Annotated in this window: 16 protein-coding genes; 7 read left to right on the top strand and 9 right to left on the bottom strand. The window is 60.3% G+C overall.

Features of this window, described 5'->3' with window-relative positions; all coding sequences use genetic code 11:
• Positions 1-141: 141 nt before the first annotated feature.
• The 4 genes from F8N44_RS16895 to F8N44_RS16880 form a co-directional block, all read right to left on the bottom strand.
• Positions 142-1,194 carry an AI-2E family transporter gene (locus F8N44_RS16895; protein WP_150651091.1) on the bottom strand — a complete coding sequence of 351 codons (1,053 nt, stop codon included), beginning with the start codon at positions 1,192-1,194 and terminating at the stop codon, positions 142-144.
• A 69-nt stretch (positions 1,195-1,263) separates the two neighbouring features.
• Entirely contained in the window at positions 1,264-2,070 is an 807-nt protein-coding gene (locus tag F8N44_RS16890; RefSeq protein ID WP_150651090.1) for a DUF4892 domain-containing protein, read from the bottom strand.
• Positions 2,071-2,185: 115 nt separating this feature from the next.
• Positions 2,186-3,040 carry an alpha/beta hydrolase gene (locus tag F8N44_RS16885; RefSeq protein ID WP_150651089.1) on the bottom strand — a complete coding sequence of 285 codons (855 nt, stop codon included), beginning with the start codon at positions 3,038-3,040 and terminating at the stop codon, positions 2,186-2,188.
• The gene (locus F8N44_RS16880) at positions 3,037-3,843 is read right to left on the bottom strand and encodes an alpha/beta fold hydrolase (protein WP_150651088.1); all 807 of its coding nucleotides are present in this window, start codon (positions 3,841-3,843) and stop codon (positions 3,037-3,039) included. The genes F8N44_RS16885 and F8N44_RS16880 overlap by 4 nt, the downstream gene beginning before the upstream one ends.
• A gap of 219 nt (positions 3,844-4,062) precedes the next feature.
• Here F8N44_RS16880 and F8N44_RS16875 point away from each other — a divergent pair, with 219 nt between their 5' ends.
• The gene (locus F8N44_RS16875) at positions 4,063-7,029 is read left to right on the top strand and encodes an RHS repeat-associated core domain-containing protein (protein ID WP_150651087.1); all 2,967 of its coding nucleotides are present in this window, start codon (positions 4,063-4,065) and stop codon (positions 7,027-7,029) included.
• A gap of 13 nt (positions 7,030-7,042) precedes the next feature.
• Here the strand turns inward: F8N44_RS16875 and F8N44_RS16870 are convergent, their stop codons facing one another.
• The 5 genes from F8N44_RS16870 to F8N44_RS16850 all read right to left on the bottom strand — a co-directional run bounded on the left by F8N44_RS16870 (position 7,043) and on the right by F8N44_RS16850 (position 11,231).
• On the bottom strand, positions 7,043-7,486 hold the full coding sequence (locus F8N44_RS16870; RefSeq protein WP_150651086.1) for a hotdog fold thioesterase: 444 nt from the start codon (positions 7,484-7,486) through the stop codon (positions 7,043-7,045).
• Between the two features lie 31 nt (positions 7,487-7,517).
• Positions 7,518-9,173: an AMP-binding protein gene (locus F8N44_RS16865; protein ID WP_150651085.1), complete on the bottom strand. Its 1,656-nt coding sequence runs from the start codon at positions 9,171-9,173 to the stop codon at positions 7,518-7,520.
• A gap of 205 nt (positions 9,174-9,378) precedes the next feature.
• On the bottom strand, positions 9,379-9,831 hold the full coding sequence (sixA, locus tag F8N44_RS16860) for a phosphohistidine phosphatase SixA (protein WP_150651084.1): 453 nt from the start codon (positions 9,829-9,831) through the stop codon (positions 9,379-9,381).
• Complete coding sequence (locus F8N44_RS16855) at positions 9,828-10,175, bottom strand: DUF4389 domain-containing protein (RefSeq protein ID WP_122592244.1); 348 nt, start codon at positions 10,173-10,175, stop codon at positions 9,828-9,830. Before F8N44_RS16855 ends, sixA begins: the two co-directional genes overlap by 4 nt.
• Positions 10,176-10,205: 30 nt before the next feature.
• On the bottom strand, positions 10,206-11,231 hold the full coding sequence (locus F8N44_RS16850; RefSeq protein ID WP_090285290.1) for an NAD(P)H-dependent glycerol-3-phosphate dehydrogenase: 1,026 nt from the start codon (positions 11,229-11,231) through the stop codon (positions 10,206-10,208).
• Positions 11,232-11,427: 196 nt separating this feature from the next.
• Between F8N44_RS16850 and F8N44_RS16845 the strand changes: the two genes are divergently transcribed.
• From F8N44_RS16845 to F8N44_RS16820, 6 genes are all read left to right on the top strand, one after another.
• On the top strand, positions 11,428-13,551 hold the full coding sequence (locus F8N44_RS16845) for a TonB-dependent receptor plug domain-containing protein (RefSeq protein ID WP_150651083.1): 2,124 nt from the start codon (positions 11,428-11,430) through the stop codon (positions 13,549-13,551).
• 2 nt (positions 13,552-13,553) lie between these two features.
• A complete protein-coding gene (locus F8N44_RS16840; RefSeq protein ID WP_150651082.1) occupies positions 13,554-14,486 on the top strand; it encodes an ABC transporter substrate-binding protein in 933 nt (310 codons plus the stop codon).
• Positions 14,483-16,387 (top strand): ATP-binding protein, encoded by a 1,905-nt coding sequence (locus tag F8N44_RS16835; protein WP_150651081.1) that lies wholly within the window; start codon positions 14,483-14,485, stop codon positions 16,385-16,387. The genes F8N44_RS16840 and F8N44_RS16835 overlap by 4 nt, the downstream gene beginning before the upstream one ends.
• Positions 16,388-16,634: 247 nt before the next feature.
• Entirely contained in the window at positions 16,635-17,150 is a 516-nt protein-coding gene (gene fabA / locus F8N44_RS16830) for a 3-hydroxyacyl-[acyl-carrier-protein] dehydratase FabA (protein ID WP_003227150.1), read from the top strand.
• Between the two features lie 11 nt (positions 17,151-17,161).
• Positions 17,162-18,382 carry a beta-ketoacyl-ACP synthase I gene (gene fabB / locus F8N44_RS16825; protein ID WP_003227152.1) on the top strand — a complete coding sequence of 407 codons (1,221 nt, stop codon included), beginning with the start codon at positions 17,162-17,164 and terminating at the stop codon, positions 18,380-18,382.
• Positions 18,383-18,773: 391 nt separating this feature from the next.
• A complete protein-coding gene (locus F8N44_RS16820) occupies positions 18,774-18,962 on the top strand; it encodes a hypothetical protein (RefSeq protein WP_007917473.1) in 189 nt (62 codons plus the stop codon).
• Positions 18,963-19,008 lie beyond the last annotated feature (46 nt).

Raw genomic sequence — 19,008 nt, 5'->3', positions numbered from 1 at the left:
AGCGAGCGGGCCGCACGCAGGAGCAAGCCTTTTTGGTTACTTTTGAGGCGTTTGTCAAAAGTGACCCGCCGTAAGGGCGGAACCCTAAGCCGCCGTTACCGCAGGAACGGATATTCACCCAAAACCCAAAACCCAAAACAGCTACCGCCGATCCTCAACCCGAGACTGACTCTTGCTCCAATCCGTCAACAAACTATAAGCCACCGCCAACAACGTAGGCCCAATAAACAACCCGATAAACCCAAAAGCAATCAACCCGCCAAACACCCCAAGCAACACAATCACCAACGGCAAATTCCCCCCGCGACTGATCAGATACGGCTTGAGCACGTTATCCACACCACTGATGATGAACGTCCCCCAGATCCCGAGAAACACCGCCATCCCATACTCACCCTTCCACGCCAGCCAGGCCGTCGCCGGCACCCACACCAACGGCGGCCCCATCGGAATCAGACTCAACAGAAAGGTAACGATCCCGAGCACCAACGCCCCCGGCACCCCGGCAATCAAAAACCCGATCAACGCCAGAACCGCTTGCGCCGCCGCCGTGCCGATCACCCCGTTGACCACCCGCTGCACAGTCCCGGCGACCAGCTCGATGTAATAGCCCGCGCGATCACCAATCAAGCGCTCCAGCAGACTGTGCACAAACGCCGCCAGCCGAGGCCCGTCACGATAGAAAAAGAACACAAAGACGATGCTCAACGTCAGCTCGAGAATCCCGCCGCCGATCTGCGCACTGCGCGCCAGCAGCCAGTTACCGACCTGCCCCAGATAGGGTTTGATCGACACCATCAGTGCGGCGCCCTGCTGATCAATGCTGTTCCACAGCCCGACCAACCGCTCCCCCACAAACGGCACAGTCCCCAGCCATGCCGGCGCCTCAGGCAGACCGTCGACCTGCACATCCTTGATAAACGCCGTAGCATCACGCACATGATCGGCCAGGTTGAACCCCAGCCACACCAACGGCGCCGCCACCAGCAGCATCCAGCCCAACGTCAGAATCGCCGCAGCCAAGGACTCACGACCATTGAGCCAACGGGTCAACAGGCGCATCAGCGGCCAACTGGCAAACGCCAGCACCGCGCCCCAGAACAGCGCCGACCAGAACGGCGCCATCACCCACAGGCTGGCACCAAACAACACCAGCAGCAGGATCTGCACCAGCAGGCGATCGTTATTGAGCATGTAAGGTCTCGAAAAAGTCAGTCAGGCAAAGAGTAGGCGAACACGCGGTTCGTGCTCGCCCGCAACAGCTTAACGCAACAGATCGATGCGCAGGCCAGAGCCTTCGACACTGCCGGTTTCCATGCGTGCCGCCCGCACGCCCTGATTGATCAGCGCCTGGCGCCAGGCTTCGGCCTTGGGCCCGGACACCGTCACCCGCAACGTCGTGTCGAGGTTAAGACCACGGGAAATCAGCCGGAGCCAGGTGTCATCAGGCTCATTCACCCGATCAGGGAAATCCAGTTCACCGGTGCTTTTAAGCTGGCGCAACAGGGTCGCCGAGGTCGGCAGCAGTTCACCCAGCGGTGCAATCGCCTCGAACTGTTCGACATGCAGATAGGCTTTGCGATTGCCACGGGTGATGCTGTAGAGCGCCACCAGCGTGTTATCCCGTGGCGCGGCCAGCCTCAACAGCAAGTAGGCCTGCTGTTCGTCGGCACCATACAGTTTGGAGTTACCGAACACCTCGTTGGCCCACAGGCTGCTTTCGCCGCAATCACGGGCCTGACACCAGAACAGCAATTCGGCGTCCTGTTTTTGCAGGGCTTCGCGAGCAGCGGTAAAGGCTTCGGTGGCGGAGTGTTCGGGAGGCAATTCGTAGGTCACCGAAGTGGTATGGCCACGGGCGGTGACCTGGCCGTCGAAGCGCAGTTGCCCGCTGATCTTGCGGATCGAGCCCAGCGGATAGATCCGCTCCAGTTCAACCGGAGGGCGATAGTCGACGATCTGTGCATCGGCCAGACGCGGCACGATCTGCAGATCCTGACTGCCCGGCACATCGGCGGCGAATGAAACGGTACTGAAACAGCACAGTGCCAACAGACTGAGTGACCGCATAGTCAGGCTCATCGGATCGGCAATGCTGGGTAATTCGAGGTCGCAGCGGTGTAAAAATCCATCGTGGTTGTCTCCCATTTCAACCCGACCAGCCTCGACAGTTGCCCGCAGCAAGTCAAGGAATGGCGAAGAACCGATTGAAACAGTCTGCGACAAGGTCCGCCCCGGCCTCATCGTTCAGGTGCAAATGATGCCCGCCCGCCAACTGTTCCCGGCTAAAGGGTAGACGCTCCAGCAGCTCGGGATGTTTGGCCAGCATGCCGTCAGCCGCGACCACCAGGTGCGCCGGGCAACTGACTCGAAGCGCGAACGCCATTGCTTGTTCCTGAGTCAGACGCAGCGGCGATGGCAAGGTCAGGCGATTGTCGGTGCGCCAGGTGTAGCCGCCGGGCACTGGCATCAAACCGCGCTGAGCCAACAATTCAGCCGCCTTACGACTGACCGCCACCAGACCTTTCATGCGCGCCTCGATGGCACGGTCGAGGGTGTTGTAGACCGGTTTGCGCTTCTCGCGCAGATCCAGTTGTGCTTGCAGGGCCATGCCCATACGCTCGGCCGCATTTTCGCCTTTGTCCGTCGGAGGAATCACGCCGTCGATCAACGCCAAATGGCTGATGCGTTCCGGTAACGAACCCGCCAACACCATCGAGACAATGGCGCCCATCGAATGTCCAAGCAGGCCGAACCGCTTCCAGCCCAGTTGCTCGGCGACTTGCAGCACGTCATGGGCGTAGTCCCACAGCGCATACCCAGCACCGTTCGGCCTATGCCCAGAGTGCCCATGCCCGGCCATGTCCAAAGCAATGATGCGCAGGCCTTTGAGCTTCGGCGCCAAACGGGCAAAGCTGTTGGCGTTATCCAGCCAGCCGTGCAGGGCGATTACCGGCGTACCATCCTCGGGACCGAACAAATGCGCCGCCAGTTCGATATGCGGCAGGCTCAGGCGCACTTCTTCGAAGGTCGGGCTCATGCGCAATCCTTGTCCTGCCGGTTTTCCCAGCGAGTAAACAGATTCTTCAACAACCGTGCGGTGTCCTGCGGACGCTCAAGCGGGAACATGTGTCCGCCGGGCATGCTCAGTGCCTCGCCTTGGGCCAGACGTGCAACGAAACGGGTGTGATGGCGCATGACCACGCGGCTCTTGTGCCCGCGCACCACCGCCAGTGGCACCTGCAATTTCCGGGTATGGCCAGGGCTGGTGTGCGGCACGCCGCGATAGATGCTGATTTCGGTCGCCGGATCGAAGCGCAGGCGCAGCTTGTCGCCGACCCTGTGCAAACCGTGCTGCAGATAGGCGTCGAAGCATTCCGGATCGAAACCGCGAAACAGCGTCTTGCCCGCAAAATAGCTGCGCGCACTGTCGAGATCGGCGAACTCTTCACGCCGGCCCAGAGTACGGCCCGCCGGGGTCAGTCTGTCGATGAAGCCAAAGCGCTTGGCCGCGCGAATTACCCACTGATCGGTGCGGGTCAAAACGGGCGAATCAAGCATCACCACGCCGCGATACAACTCAGGACATCGCAGCGCTGCGTGCAAATGCAACACACCGCCAAACGAGTGGCCAACGCCCCACACGGGCTGATCCTGCTGCTGCAAATGGTGGATCAACTCGTCGACGAGGTTGTACCAGTTGTCATCCGCCGGAAAGCGCGGGTCATGCGCGTGCTGCTCCAGATGCGCAACCCGATACTCGGGCGCCAGCGCCGCGAACAACTTGCCATAGGTGCCCGAAGGGAAGCCGTTGGCGTGGGCGAAAAAGATCGGTTGCGACATACGGGCAAATCCATGAGCGGAGAACGTGGCGTTGATTGTCCGTAAGACCGCGCCTTGGAGCAATGACCGTAACTGCCAGGAATGATGACAGTCGCGCCACGGCTATACCTTATCCACCGCCATGAAAGTGTGGGTTGTCAACTGTCAGTTCTGTCAGTTGACAGTTGTCGCGCGCGACCCGATAAGAAACTCATCCTCATTGACCCGATTGCTGGCCCCATGACGCACGCTCATACACCCGCCATCCAGGCGTTCGACCCGCGCGGGCTGGTTCTGCGACATGTGAGTTACCACCGTCGCGACAGCATCTCGGCGCCTGAGGGTTACATTACTCAACAGGCTCATGATGCAGCCGGTCGTACGGTGCTCCATCGCGACCCCAGACTCTTCCTCGAGGACATGCCTGCGAACCACCGGAATGTATTCAGTCTGTCGAGCGCCGTGCTCCTGAGCGAAAACACTGACGCCGGCTGGCGCTTGCGCCTCAACGCAGAAGACGGCATTCACCTTGAAGGCTGGGACCAGAAGCGCAACCACAGCAGTACCCGCCATGACGCCCTGCGGCGTCCGAGCGCTACGTACGAGCAATCAGAGGGTGAACCTGAGTACTGCACCGAACGTTTTACTTACTTCGAAGGCACAGGTGAGGACGGCCATAACCGTTGCGGCCGTTTGATTCGGCATGACGATACGGCAGGCACCCTGCTTTTCTCTGACTTCACAATGAGCGGCCAACCTCTGCAACTGAGCCGTACTTTCAACGCTGAACCCCGCTGGACCGTGGACTGGCCGGAGCTGGAAGCCGATCGCGAGGTATTTCTGGAGCCCGGTCCCGCCACTACCCGATTCGGCTACAACGCCATGAGTGAATTGATTGCCCGGATTGACGCAATGGGCAACCGGCAAACGCTCCTGCAAGATCGGGCAGGCCAATTGAAAGCCACCCTTCTGAAACTGGCCAGCGACGCCGACAGCCAGCCACTGGTCAACGACATCCGCTACAACGCCTTCGGCCATCTGGAGCATCAGCGAGCGGGCAATGGTGTGGAGTCCAGCGTGACGTTCAGTATTGAAGACGGGCGCCTGCAGCACCTGCTGACTCGCGCTCCCAACGGGCCGATCCTGCAGGATCTGAGCTACGAATATGACGCGGTCGGCAATATCACCTGCATCAGCGATCGTGCGGCTGCGGCCACCCATCACCGCAACCAGCGTACCGAAGCGCTCTGCCGCTACCGTTACGACAGCCTCTCGCGCTTGATCGAAGCCAGTGGCCGGCAGATTCGCAATGCACCCGGCGGGCCACTGTTGCCGGAATTCATTTCTCCGGTCGATCCGCAACAACTGGAAAATTACACGCGTACCTACACCTATGATCCCGCCGGCAACATGCTGCTGATGGAACACCGTGCGGCCAGTGGCAACCACACCGAGCGCACGGTTGTCGCCAGTTCGAGCAATCGCAGCCTGCCGGAGAAACCCGACGGCCAGCTCCCCGGCGAAAAAGACATCGCTGCCGCTTATGATGCCAATGGCAACCGCGTGGCTCTCCATGACGGGCAAGCTTTGCAGTGGGATCTACGCAACAGATTGAAGCAAGTCGATCATGTGCTCCGGGAAGATGAGCCGGATGACATCGACTATCACGTGTATGACGCTAATGGTCAGCGCCAGCGAAAACTCCACGGGGCTTACACAGGGACATTGCAACGACTCAGTGAAACCCGTTACCTGCCGGGACTGGAAATCCGCACCGACCCGCAACAGACGGTTCACGTCATCACCATCAAGGCCGGCCGTGCGACCGTACAGGTGCTGCATTTCGAAACAGAACCACCGCACGACATGCCCCGGCATCAGCAGCGTTATAACTTCACCGATCACTTGAATTCCAGCACAGTGGAACTGGATGCCCGGGCACAGATCATCTCGCAGGAAAGCTACTACCCCTACGGCGGCACCTGCTGGTGGGCAGGACGCAGTCAGGTCGAGGCGAGCTACAAAACGCTACGCTATTCGGGAAAGGAACGGGATGCCAGCGGATTGTATTATTACGGTTTCCGTTACTACGCGCCGTGGCTTCAGCGTTGGCTCAATGCCGACCCGCTTGGCGTGCAGGACGGGCTCAATCTGTTCGCCATGGTCCACGGCAACCCGATCGGACACGTGGATTTTCATGGGCTGATCACCGTCAGAGAGGGAACCGGCGCGGCGTTAGCCACCTTTGCCCGTGATGGGTTGAGTGCCCTGGCGGGAGGCACCGTTCGATACTTTGCCGCGCAGGGCATGCAGCAATGGGCATCAGACAACCCCGACTCGGCGCCCGACCCCGGGGCCAACCTGGGATTGACCATCGCTGGCACCTTGGCTGGCGCGCTCGTCGGCGGCGCCATGGGCGTCGGGGCAGGCAGCCGGATTGCCAACAGTCGCACTCAGAGCCGCACGGTACAGACCCTCGTGGCGGGTGTCTTTGGCCTTGCGGGCGCCGCAGCAGGAGCGGCGGCGCCGCTGTATGCGTATCTGGCCGACCGGGAAGCGTTGAACCTCACCGCCATCGGTATTCTTGCGAGCATGCCGGGGAACCTGACGAGAGAAGCCGGCCAACGTACGCTCGCCAACATCGGCGCCAGTGTCACACTTGCCCCGTCAGGCACCACAGCGGTGTTTCGAGCTGTGCCTTATGCGGCGCTGCTTTTCGCGGGCGGCGCCGGCAGAGCAGAGATGGCAGCCGGCGCCGGAGTCGCTGCCAGCGCAGTCGTAGAGGGCCTGAACGGTATGTCCATCACGGCGATCCATTCATTGCGAGGTGGTGCATACCGTGTCCCGGAACAACATCAGCTGTCGATGCCGAACGGGGTGGAATTGCTATTCGGCGCAACGACACGCACCGCCGGAGCAATGGCGACCGCCTCGCTGACATTACTCGCCGCGCCGTTGACAAATGCTATCGACGATCCCGTACGGACAGGTGTCGTCGCCAGTTTCAGTGCGCACACCGAGGCCCGGACTTACTTGGGTCAACACGTGCAGCGCGGCGCCTTCGAGCTGTACAGGGCCGATGACGCAGACTTCACCCTCGACCAGTTCACAGCCGAGAACAGCCTCTGGAGGAGTTCAACACCTGACAGCTATCATCCCGAGATGCGCAGCGAGATTGATCTGCCCATGAGAGTACTGGGGCGGTGAAATAGCACCTGATTCATTGCGAAGGTGGCGTCTGCCCCAGCGGCACCACCGCCATCGTCAGCCGCGACACGCAGCTGGCCTTGCCTTCATCACTGGTCAAACGGATATCCCACACATGGGTGGTGCGACCAATGTGAATCGGCTTGGCCACCGCCGTCACCCGGCCAGTGCGCAAGCCGCGCAAATGGTTGGCATTGATCTCAAGGCCGACGCAATAAAACTTGCTGGCATCGATGCACAGATAACTGGCCATCGAACCGACGGTTTCCGCCAGCACTACCGATGCGCCGCCATGCAGCAAACCGTAGGGCTGGTGGGTGCGATGGTCGATGACCATGCTCGCGGTCAGCGATTCTTCGTCGAACGCTTCGAAGCGGATGTCGAGTACTTCGCCGATGGTGTTTTTCTGGATCGCATTCAACTGCTCGATGTCGGGAGTGGTACGCCACAAGCTCATCGCAGACTTCCTTTGTTGTTTTAGTCGTCGCTCAATCCTGCCACAGCACCGCCTCGCTGCGCTCGCTCCATTCTTCAAAACGGGCGCCATAGGTGTCTTCGATGACATTGCGCTTGATCTTCAAGGTCGGCGTGAGAAAGCCGTTTTCCACCGCCCAACTGTCCTTGACCACCACCAGCCGGCGCAGGCGCTCATGCTTGTCGAGCACGGCGTTGACCTCTTCGAGGAGTTTTTCCAGGCTCGAATGCAGGCTCGCCCGGCCCTCCTCCTGATTGACCGTCGACAGCACGCACAAACCCAACGGGGCACTCAAACCGTCACCGACCACGCACACCTGTTCGATCCGCGAATGCACGGCCAAACGGTTTTCAATCGGTGCCGGGGCGACGTATTTGCCCTTGCTGGTCTTGAAGATTTCCTTGAGCCGGCCGGTCAGACGCAGGCGCCCTTCGGCATCCTGCTCGCCCTTGTCACCGGTGCGCAGGAAGCCATCCTCGGTAAGCGTTTCTGCGGTTTTCAGCGGCTCCTTGAAATAGCCGAGCATGTTCGCCTGACTGCGTACCTGCACCTCGCCCGATTCATCGATGCGCACCTCGACATCCGGACACGGCTTGCCGATCCAGCCCTGCTTGTATTGCCCCGGCAGGCAGATGTGCGAATAACCGCAGCCCTCGGTCATGCCATAGACCTCCAATACATCGAGGCCCAGTTTCTGATACCAGGCAAGCAAGGTCTGTGGCACTGGCGCGGCACCGGACAACGCCACACGCAAGGCATCCAGCCCCAACCCCGCCAGCACTTTGTGCCCGACCCGCTTGCCGATGAATGGCAGGCCGAGGAGGAAGTCGAGGCGCTTGGCCGGGATCTTGCTGTACACGCCCATCTGGAATTTGGTCCAGATGCGCGGCACGCCGAACATCGCGGTCGGCCGCGCTCGCTGCAGATCGGTTATGAAGGTGTCGAGGCTCTCGGCAAAAAAAACTGTCTGCCCGGTATAGATCGAGGCCAGTTCAACGAACATTCGCTCGGCAACGTGGCACAGCGGCAGGTACGACAGCAGCCGGTCGTTCTCGTTGAGCCCAAACAGTTGCGTGCCACGGGTCGTGGCAAAACCGAGATTGGCAAAACTGTGCATCACGCCTTTGGGCAGGCCGGTGGTGCCGGAGGTGTAGATGATCGTCGCCAGTTGCTCGCCCGCCGGGCGCGGATCGTCCTGAATCGGTGAGCTGCGCTGCAAGTCTGCCCAACTGAAATCGAAATCCCCGGGCGGATGCAGCGGCAGGCTGATGGTCGGCAAATCGGTCGGCACGCCTTTGGCCATGCCCGGCCAATCGTCGAGTTTGCCGATAAAGGCCAGAACGCTTTCCGAGTGGTTGAGCACTTGCGCGACGGAGTCGGCGGTGAGGTTGGGATACAGCGGAACGGAGACGTGCCCGGCCATCCAGATCGCCAGGTCGGCGATGATCCAGTGCGCGCAGTTCTTCGAGATCAGGGCGATGTGGCTGCCTTGCGGTAACTCCCTCGCACGCAACCAATGCGCAGCGCAGCGGGCCTGATGGCCGACGTCGGCCCAGCTCAGCGTCTCGACCTGGCCGCCGCCGGTGGGCTGCACGAGGAAGCGCTGGCGCGGGTGCCGGGCTTCACGTTCGTAGAACACGTCCAGCGGCAAACGGAAGGCGGCAGACATGCGACTCGCTCCTGTTTTTTGGGTCTGGAGCAAGCGTAGTCAACCAAGCAAGTGCTTGGTTGGAAAATTCAAACAAATAATTTCATTGCCGTTTGCAGAAACCAATGTGGGAGCGAGCTTGCTCGCGAATGCAGTGTGTCAGACACATAAAGGGTGAATGACACGCCGCTTTCGCGAGCAAGCTCGCTCCCACAAGGGATCAGCGTTACGGATGTCTGAGGCTGTTGAGGGTCATCGAACCGATCAGCAGCTCTGGGCTTTCCAGCTCAGCCAGACCGGCGGTGCTGACCTTCTCCGGCGGATACCCGGCGCCATGCTGCAGATAGCTGAGCAGATTGCCCACCAACGGGTTGTGGCTGACCAACAACACATTGCTCACCGACACCAGTTGATCGGTAACCTTGTCCGGATCAACTTCCGGTGTCAGCCACTCGACCGTACGAATCTCCGGCTCGAAACCCAGCGCCTCACGGACAATCTGCGCAGTCTGCTGCGCGCGCAGATAAGGGCTGGCGTAAATCGCGGTCAGCGGCTGGCCGATCAACCGCGCGGCGCTGCTCAAGGCTTCTTTGCGACCGTGGTCGGTCAGTTCCCGCTCGGAATCGGGGCACGAGCCGTAAGGCACGGCCTCACCGTGACGCAATACCCAGAGTTTCATAGTTTGGGTTCCTCATCCCGGACCGGATGCGGCGCTGGCGCGACGGCGTGTGGCGCTTCACCTTCCGGGGTACGCGGCGCTGGCCAGTCGGCGAACGGCCAGGGTTTCTGGTCGCTGTGAAAACTGCCGAAGCGGCCGATCTGCGCCAGAAACTGGCTCAGGCTGTCGCCGAAGTTCATCAGGCTGGCGCTCGGGGCGCCATAGATCAAACGATAGATCAGTTGCACCAGCACCACCGCGCCGAGGATGAACTGCGCCACTTGCCAGACCAGCACGTAAACGATCATCCACAACACGCGCAGGAGGATGGATTCGTACTTGGCTTCGGTTTTCGGATCGTTCATGGCTTGCTTCCTGTCCGTATAAAAGCTGAATCAGTTGAAACCGCTGGTGGAAATGAAATCGACGTCGGTTTTCGGCTCGGCACGCATCAGTAGACCGATGACCTGCTCCAGCGTGCGTCCTTCGAACAGGATCGCGTGCAGCCCGGCGACCAGCGGCATGTACACGCCGACTTCCTGGGACTTGGCCTTGAGCACTTTCAGCGTGTTGACGCCTTCAGCGACTTCGCCAAGACGCGACACCGCTTCGTCGAGGCTCAGGCCCTGGCCAAGGGCGAAACCGACTTGATAGTTGCGGCTCTTCGGCGACGAGCAAGTGACGATCAGATCGCCAACACCGGCCAGACCGAGGAAGGTCATCGGGTTCGCGCCCTGATTCACGGCAAAGCGGGTCATCTCGGCGAGGGCGCGAGTGATCAGCATGCTCTTGGTGTTCTCGCCCATTTCCAGCGCCACCGCCATGCCGGCGATGATCGCGTAGACGTTTTTCAACGCCCCGCCCAACTCGACACCGAAACGGTCAGCACTGGCGTAAACGCGGAAGGTGCGGCCATGCAGCGCGGCTTGCACGGCTTTGCACAGCTCTTCGTCTTCGCTGGCGACCACCGTGGCGGTCAGCGCATGTTCGGCGATTTCCCGCGCCAGATTCGGACCGGACAGCACGCCGATACGCGCTTGCGGGGCGATTTCTTCAAGAATCTGGCTCATCAGTTTGAAGGTCTGGGCTTCGATGCCTTTGGTCAGGCTGACCAGCATCTTGCCGCTCAACCGCTCGGCGTGGGCGGCGAGTACCGTGCGCAATGCGCTGGACGGCAGCGCGACGAAGCACAAATCACAGGCGTCGAGGGTTTCCTGCAGGTCGGTGACGGCGGTCACCCCCGGCAGAATCTTGATGCCTTTGAGGTAACGCGGGTTTTCGCGATTGACCCGGATGGCCTCGGCCTGCTCGGGGTCACGCATCCACTGCCGGACTTGATGGCCATTCTCGGCCAAAAGATTGGCCACGGCGGTACCAAAACTTCCGCCTCCCAGGACCGCAATCGGGCGCTGTTCAGTCATATGCAATCCGTTAATCCATACCAGTGGCGATGGCGGCATTATACGGGGCAGCCCGGTCGCGGCCAGCCCCCGCAACAATTACCGACACTTGTAGGAAGAAGACCAATAAAACCTAGGAAAATGCTACTAACGTGAATGGAAAAGTCACGGTGCTCGGTTAACATGCGCGCCAAATCTTTACGATCAAGGCTGCGTCGTGTTTTTCGCTCCTCCCCCTCCCCGTTCGTCCCTTTTGCTGGCGCTGCTGTTCAGCCCGCTAGTGCTGGCGGACGACCTGTTCATGGACAACGAAGCACTGCCGCAGGTGCTGACCGCCACGCGCCTGAAACAGACGCCAGCGGAAGTGCCGGGGAGCATGACCGTACTCGACAGCGAACTGATCAACGCCAGCGGCGCCCGCGACATCAGCGAACTGCTGCGCCTCGTGCCAGGGATGATGGTCGGCAACATCAGCGGCAATCAGGCGGCAGTCAATTACCACGGCACCAACGCCAGCGAAGCACGGCGCATGCAAGTGCTGATCGACGGCCGCTCGGTGTACCGCGCCGGATTGTCCACGGTGGACTGGAGCGATATTCCGGTGGCCATGGAAGACATCGAGCGCATCGAAGTGTTTCGCGGCCCGAACACCGTCAGTTACGGCGCCAACGCGTTGATGGCGGTGGTCAACATCATCACCCGCCACCCGGCAGACAGCCACGGCACTCGCCTGAAGTACACCCGTGGCCAGCGTGGCATCAATGACTTTTATGCCAGCCAGGGCACCGGCTGGAATGGTGGTGATCTGCGCTTGTCGCTGTCCGGTCAGGAAGATGACGGCTTCGACAGCGATCGCAGCGGTGCCGACTACCGTGACAGCCGCCGCTTGAACCGCTTCAGTCTCGCGGTCAGTCACACCCTCAGCGATAACCAGAGCCTCGACTGGCAGGTCAACGCTAAGGACGGCACCAACCAGCGGCCCTACACCTACCGCCCGGTGTTCTCCGGGATTACCGCCGCCGGGAACAATTCCGATGTAGTCGCCAAGGATTACGCCGGCTCGGTGCGCTGGAATCTCGACATCAATCCCGAACACAGCCTTTATATACAAGGCTCGGCGCAACACTGGGATCGTCAGCAAACCTGGCGCGCCTGCGATGCCGAGGTATCGTTCAGCCCCGAACTGACGCAACTGTGGCAGCTCAATCCCAATTACACCGAACGTCTGGCGCGCAACATCACGCAGTTCACCGGCCCCGGCGCGGCGCCCGGCACGCCACAGGAAATGGCCCTGGCCAATCAGGTGCTTGATCAATGGCGCAACGGCGCCAGCCGAACCCTGTGCGGCGACATCGACCAGAGCGCCCGCGAATCGCGCTACGACCTCGAGTTGCAGGACACCCTCAGCCTGTCCGACAGCCTGCGTCTGGTCAGCGGCATGAACTATCGTTACGACCGCGCCGACTCCGAGACTTACTTCAATGGCACGCTGGACGACACCACCTGGCGCGCGTTCGGCCAACTGGAATGGCGCGCCACGGAACACTGGCTGTTGCAGGGCGGTGCGATGTTCGAAAACACGCAACTGATCGGCAGTTCGCTGACCCCGCGCTTCGCCGTCAATTACCTGATCAACCCGCGCCACGGCCTGCGTGCGGTGTATTCGGAAGCGATCCGCTCGCCGGACATGTTCGAAAACAACGTGAACTGGAGCTATCAGGTCAGCAACCTGCGCCCCTCGGCTTATGGCCAGTCTTCGGCGCGCTACTTCGTCAAGACTCGCGGCCCCGGCGATCTCGATCAGGAACACATGCGCTCGCGGGAACTGGGCTACAACGGCTATTTCGCCGAACTGGGCCTGGCCCTCGATGTGAAGCTGTTCTACGACGAGATCACCGGGATGATCAGTGAGCCGCTGCGTAACAACCAGTACATCGCCAGCAATGCCAACAGCTCACGTTTTCGTGGCACGGAAACCCAGCTCGACTGGCGCGTGAGCCTGGCCGACCGTTTGCGCTTCACCTACGCCTTTGTCGATGCCGAGGCGAGCAATCCCCTCGATCAGCAGTTCACTTCACGCAACAGCGGTTCGGCCGGCTGGCTGCGCGACTGGGGTCATGGCTGGAACAGCGCCCTCTTCTATTACGGCGACAACGCGCTCAACGGCTACCGTTTCGAGCGCGTCGACACGCGCATCGCCAAACGCATCGCGCTGGGCAAAGCACAATTGCAACTGGCTGGCGTGCTGCAACAGCGTCTCGACCACGAGCCGAGCACTTTCGTCGACAACAATTACGATGAACGCCGGGTGATGTACTTCAGTGCCGAGCTGGAGTTCTAGGGGTGCGCTACTGGCCGTCACGGAAGATGCCAACCCTTGGCCACTGGCTGGCCGGGCTCTGCCTGTTTCTGACCGCATGGCTGCACGGCGTGGCGGTGCAGGCTGCCGATATTCTGTTGACCGGCGCTGAGGAAAGCCCCGGCGTCCAGGCGTTCGTGCAGGCACTCAGCGAACTGCGCCCGACCGACAACGTGCGTTTCCAACCGCTGGCCAGCCTGCCGGCACCGGGGAAACTGCCCGTCAGTCTGCGCCTGATTCTGCTCGACCTGCCGAGCCTCGACTGGCGTCTGCAAGAAAACCAGGGCCCGGCGACGCTGGTGCTGCGCATCAGTCGCCTGCAGGCTCGCCAGCGTCTCGGCAGCACGCAACCGGCACATCTGAGTTTGCTCTGGAGTGATCCGCCGCTGAGCCGCCAGTTGCAGTTGATCCGGCGCATTTTGCCCCAGGCCCGGCGGATCGGCGTGCTGTTCGATGAGCACAGCGAATTCCTCCTCAAGGAGCTGAATCTCGCCGCCGCGCCGCTGAACCTGCAAGTCATCAGCCAGCGCTGGGACAACACCCACGACAGCCGCCCGCTGCAAACCGTGCTGAAAAACAGCGACGTGCTGCTCGGGCTCGACGATCCCGATCTGTACAACCCGAAAACCGCGAAAAACCTGCTGCTCAGCAGTTACTCACGGCAAGTCGCACTGGTCGGCCCGAACGTTGCGTTTGTCCGCGCTGGCAGCCTGGCCAGCAGTTACAGCGACCAGAACGACTGGCTGGCAATCCTCGATCAATTGCTTGATCAACCGCCGGCCAATTGGCCGCGGACGCTCTACCCCGCACGTTTTAAAGTCTCAAGTAATGCGCAGGTCGCTCGTTCACTGGGTATCGAACCGCTCAATGACGCATCTGTTGCCAGCGCACTGGCTGAAGGAGAACGCCGCCCATGAGTTTCCGTCGCCGTTGGGACATCAATACCCGCACCCAGCTGATCAGCCTGGGCCCGGCGTTGTTGCTGACCTTGCTGTTGATCAGCTTCTTCACCTTCGTGCGCATTCAGGATTTGCGTCAGGAGCTGAACCACACCGGCCAATTGATCGCCAACCAACTGGCGCCTGCCACCGAATACGGGGTGATTTCCGGCAACAACGAAGTGCTGGAAAGCCTGCTCAAAGCCACACTGGCCACGCCCAACGTGCGTTTTCTCGAAGTACAGGACAGCGCCAACCGGATTCTGGTGTACGTCGAACAACCCGCCGCGGCGCACGGTCGGCCGCATCAGGTCGAAGTGTTCCAGGCACCGGTGCGCCTGCAACGCATCGCCCTGCACAATGATTTCTTCCAGGACGGCAAAGTCAGCAATAGCGGGGCCAGCGAAGATTATCTGGGCCGGGTGATCGTCGGTCTGTCCAACGACGCATTCAGCCAGCGCCAGCAGGAGATTATGCTCAAGGCCGGGATTCTCGCGCTGTTCGCCCTGCTCTTCACCTTTGTCTTGGCACGGCGCCTGGCCGGCAGTCTGTCGCAGCCGATTCGCGATATCGGCGATGCGGTCAAAGCGATTCAGGACGGCGATTACAAAACCCCGCTGCCGATCGTCGATGACACCGAGCTCGGCGCGCTGTCGCAGCACATCAATAACCTCGCGCAGGCGCTGGAACAGGCCAGTCGCGAGCAGCATCAAGCCATGGCGCAACTGATTCAGACCCGTGAAGAAGCGGAAAAGGCCAACAATGCCAAGTCCGATTTCCTGGCGATGATGAGCCATGAACTGCGCACGCCCATGAATGGCGTGCTGGGCATGCTGCAATTGCTGGAAACCACCGATATGACCGAGGAGCAGGTCGAATACGCCGCCCTCGCCTCGGAGTCCACCGAACACCTGCTGAAAGTCATCAACGATATTCTCGACTTCTCGCGCATCGAACGCTCGGAGTTGGAACTGGAATACATCCCGTTCAACCTCGCCGAACTGATTGGCGCCTGCGCCCAGTCGTTCCAGCACAGTGCAGTGCAACGCGGTCTGGCGCTGAACCTGCGCATCCCGGACGACATGCGCGGTTTGCAGGTGCAGGGCGATCCGACGCGGATCCGGCAGATTCTGGTCAATCTGGTTGGCAACGCGCTGAAATTCACCGAACAGGGTCGGGTCAGCATCGAGGCGCAGTGGCAGTCGCTGGATCACGAACTGCTGTGGTTCACCTGCTCGGTGCGCGACAGCGGCATCGGTATTTCTTCCGAAAGTCTGGAATTGATGTTCAACGCTTTCCAGCAGGCCGACAGTTCGATTTCACGGCGTTATGGCGGCACCGGTCTCGGTTTGCCGATCGCCCGTACGCTGGCCGAACGCATGGGCGGCACCTTGCGCGCGCAGAGCGAGGAAGGCCGTGGTTCGGTGTTCACCCTGGAAATTCCGCTGGCACTCTATAAGCAGGCGCTGCCGCCATTGGCCGCGCCGCGTGCACTGAACGGCAAAGAGCATGGTGAAGGGCGCAATGTCTTGCTGGTCGAAGACAATCCGGTAAACCAGACGGTTATTGAAGCGATGCTGCGCAGTCTGGGCTTTACTGTCAGTGTCGCCACTGATGGCGCACAAGCGGTGCGCAGTGCCGAGGGCAGCGACTTTGAGGTGATTCTGATGGATTGCCGGTTACCGATTATCGATGGCTACGAGGCTACCCGGCAGATCCGGCTACTGCCCGGACGCGGTGAGGTGCCGATCATCGCGCTGACGGCCAACGCCTTGCAGGGCGACCGCGAAACCTGTCTGGCGGCGGGCATGAACGATTATCTGGCGAAGCCGTTCAAACGTAATGATCTGCAGCAGATTCTGCAGCGCTGGGTGTCGTGACGTGGGCCTTTCGACCATCTGCGACTGGCGTGAAAAGCGAAAGTGCGGCAGTCTTAGGCACCCGAACGAGCCTCAAAAGGGGCTTGAATAAAAATTTCAGTGCACAAGTGTACATTCATGTCCTTGGTGCTGTGACTTTCACCACAACGCAATAGTCTATGAGTAGGCTGCCGGTTCGAGGCATGAACGCTTCGAACGGTCGGGAAGATTTGCCCCACCTGCCGCATGGGATTATTGAGGAGCTCGCATGACCAAACAAAACGCCTTTACTCGGGAAGATCTGCTGCGCTGCAGTCGCGGTGAGCTGTTCGGCCCAGGTAACGCGCAACTGCCCGCCCCGAACATGCTGATGGTTGATCGCATCACCCTGATCAGCGAAGAAGGCGGCAAGTACGGCAAAGGTGAATTGGTCGCCGAGCTGGATATCAACCCTGATCTGTGGTTCTTCGCATGCCACTTCGAAGGCGATCCGGTGATGCCGGGCTGCCTCGGTCTGGACGCCATGTGGCAACTGGTCGGTTTCTTCCTGGGCTGGCAAGGCCTGCCGGGCCGTGGCCGTGCGCTGGGTTCGGGCGAAGTGAAGTTCTTCGGTCAGGTTCTGCCGACCGCCAAGAAAGTCACCTACAACATTCATATCAAACGCGTCCTCAAGGGCAAGCTGAACCTGGCCATTGCCGATGGTTCGGTGACTGTCGACGGTCGCGAAATCTACACCGCCGAAGGCCTTCGCGTCGGCGTGTTCACCTCCACTGACAACTTCTAAGGGTTATTCGCATGCGCCGCGTCGTTATCACTGGTCTGGGCATTGTTTCGTGCCTGGGCAATGACAAAGAGACCGTCTCCGCTAACCTGCGTGCAAGCCGCCCTGGCATCCGGTTCAACCCGGAATATGCCGAAATGGGTCTGCGTAGCCAGGTTTCCGGCTCCATTGACCTCAACCTTGAAGAGCTGATCGATCGCAAGATCTATCGCTTCGTTGGCCACGCAGCGGCTTACGCCTACCTGGCCATGAAAGACGCTATTGCTGACTCCGGCCTGACCGAAGAGCAAGTGTCCAACCCGCGTACCGGCCTGATCGCCGGCTCCGGCGGTGCTTCCACGCTGAACCAGATGGAAGCGCTGGACATCCTGCGCGAGAAAGGCGTGAAACGTGTTGGCCCATACCGCGTAACGCGGACCATGAGCAGCACCGTTTCCGCTTGCCTGGCCACGCCATTCAAGATCAAAGGCCTGAACTACTCCATCGCTTCTGCCTGCGCCACCAGTGCTCACTGCATCGGTACCGCCATGGAACAGATCCAGATGGGCAAGCAGGACATCGTTTTCGCCGGTGGCGGTGAAGAAGAGCACTGGAGCCAGTCGTTCCTGTTCGACGCGATGGGCGCTCTGTCCAGCAAGCGTAACGACACCCCGGAGCAAGCTTCCCGTGCCTACGACGCTGACCGTGACGGTTTCGTCATCGCTGGCGGTGGCGGTATGGTCGTGGTTGAAGAGCTGGAACACGCTCTGGCCCGTGGCGCCAAGATCTACGCGGAAATCGTTGGCTACGGCGCGACCTCCGACGGTTACGACATGGTTGCCCCAAGTGGCGAAGGCGCGATCCGCTGCATGCAGATGGCGATGTCCACCGTTGATACGCCGATCGACTACCTGAACACCCACGGCACCTCGACTCCGGTCGGCGACGTCGCGGAAATGAAAGGTGTGCGTGAAGTGTTCGGCGACAAGGCTCCAGCGATCAGCTCGACCAAGAGCCTGTCCGGTCACTCTCTGGGCGCCGCCGGCGTTCATGAAGCGATCTACTGCATGCTGATGATGGAAGGCAACTTCATTGCCGGTTCCGCCAACATCGACGAGCTGGACCCGGAAGTGGCCGATCTGCCGGTGCTGACCAAGACCCGCGAAAACGCCACCATCAACACCGTGATGAGCAACAGCTTCGGCTTCGGCGGCACCAACGCCACGCTGGTACTGAAGCGCTGGGAAGGCAAGTAATTCCCCCCGCTTGAGCCACACATGAAAACGCCCCGACTGGTTCGGGGCGTTTTTTTTCGCCTGCAGAAAATAGCAGGTACACCGCAAAACCCTGTGGGAGCGAGCCTGCTCGCGAATGCGATATTCCAGTCACCCTATCGTCGTCTGACCCACCGAATTCGCGAGCAGACTCGCTCCCACAATGGGTTTCGGCGCTTCTGAAAATGAAACTTCTGTCATGAAACTTACTGCCCTGCGACCGAATGTCGCGGATTACGCGGTCTGCAGCACTGTTGCAAAAAACGCAATAACACCTTGCGCAAATCAGCCGTTTACTTAGCAAGCTAACAAATCATATAAAAGAGTCCTGCACACGCCTTGCTGCAGATAACTTGAGATTTGGAGCTAGCAGATGACTGTAAAAGTAACTGAACGCGACGATTCACACATGTCCCACGAAGGCGTAGCCGCCGGTATCCGCATCTGGGATGTGCATCAACAAGACTTGCTGGTCGGCATGTTCCACAACGAGATCGACGCCCACAACTACAAGGCCGAACTGGAAGTGCAAGAACAGCAACGGGATCTGAAATCCGCCTGATTCAACCACAGCATTGAAAACGACAAACCCCGCCATGAGCGGGGTT

The sequence above is a fragment of the Pseudomonas fluorescens genome (assembly GCF_902497745.1).
GTDB classification, from domain to species: domain Bacteria; phylum Pseudomonadota; class Gammaproteobacteria; order Pseudomonadales; family Pseudomonadaceae; genus Aquipseudomonas; species Aquipseudomonas fluorescens_BM.
This window is presented reverse-complemented; position numbering and strand designations above follow the sequence as displayed.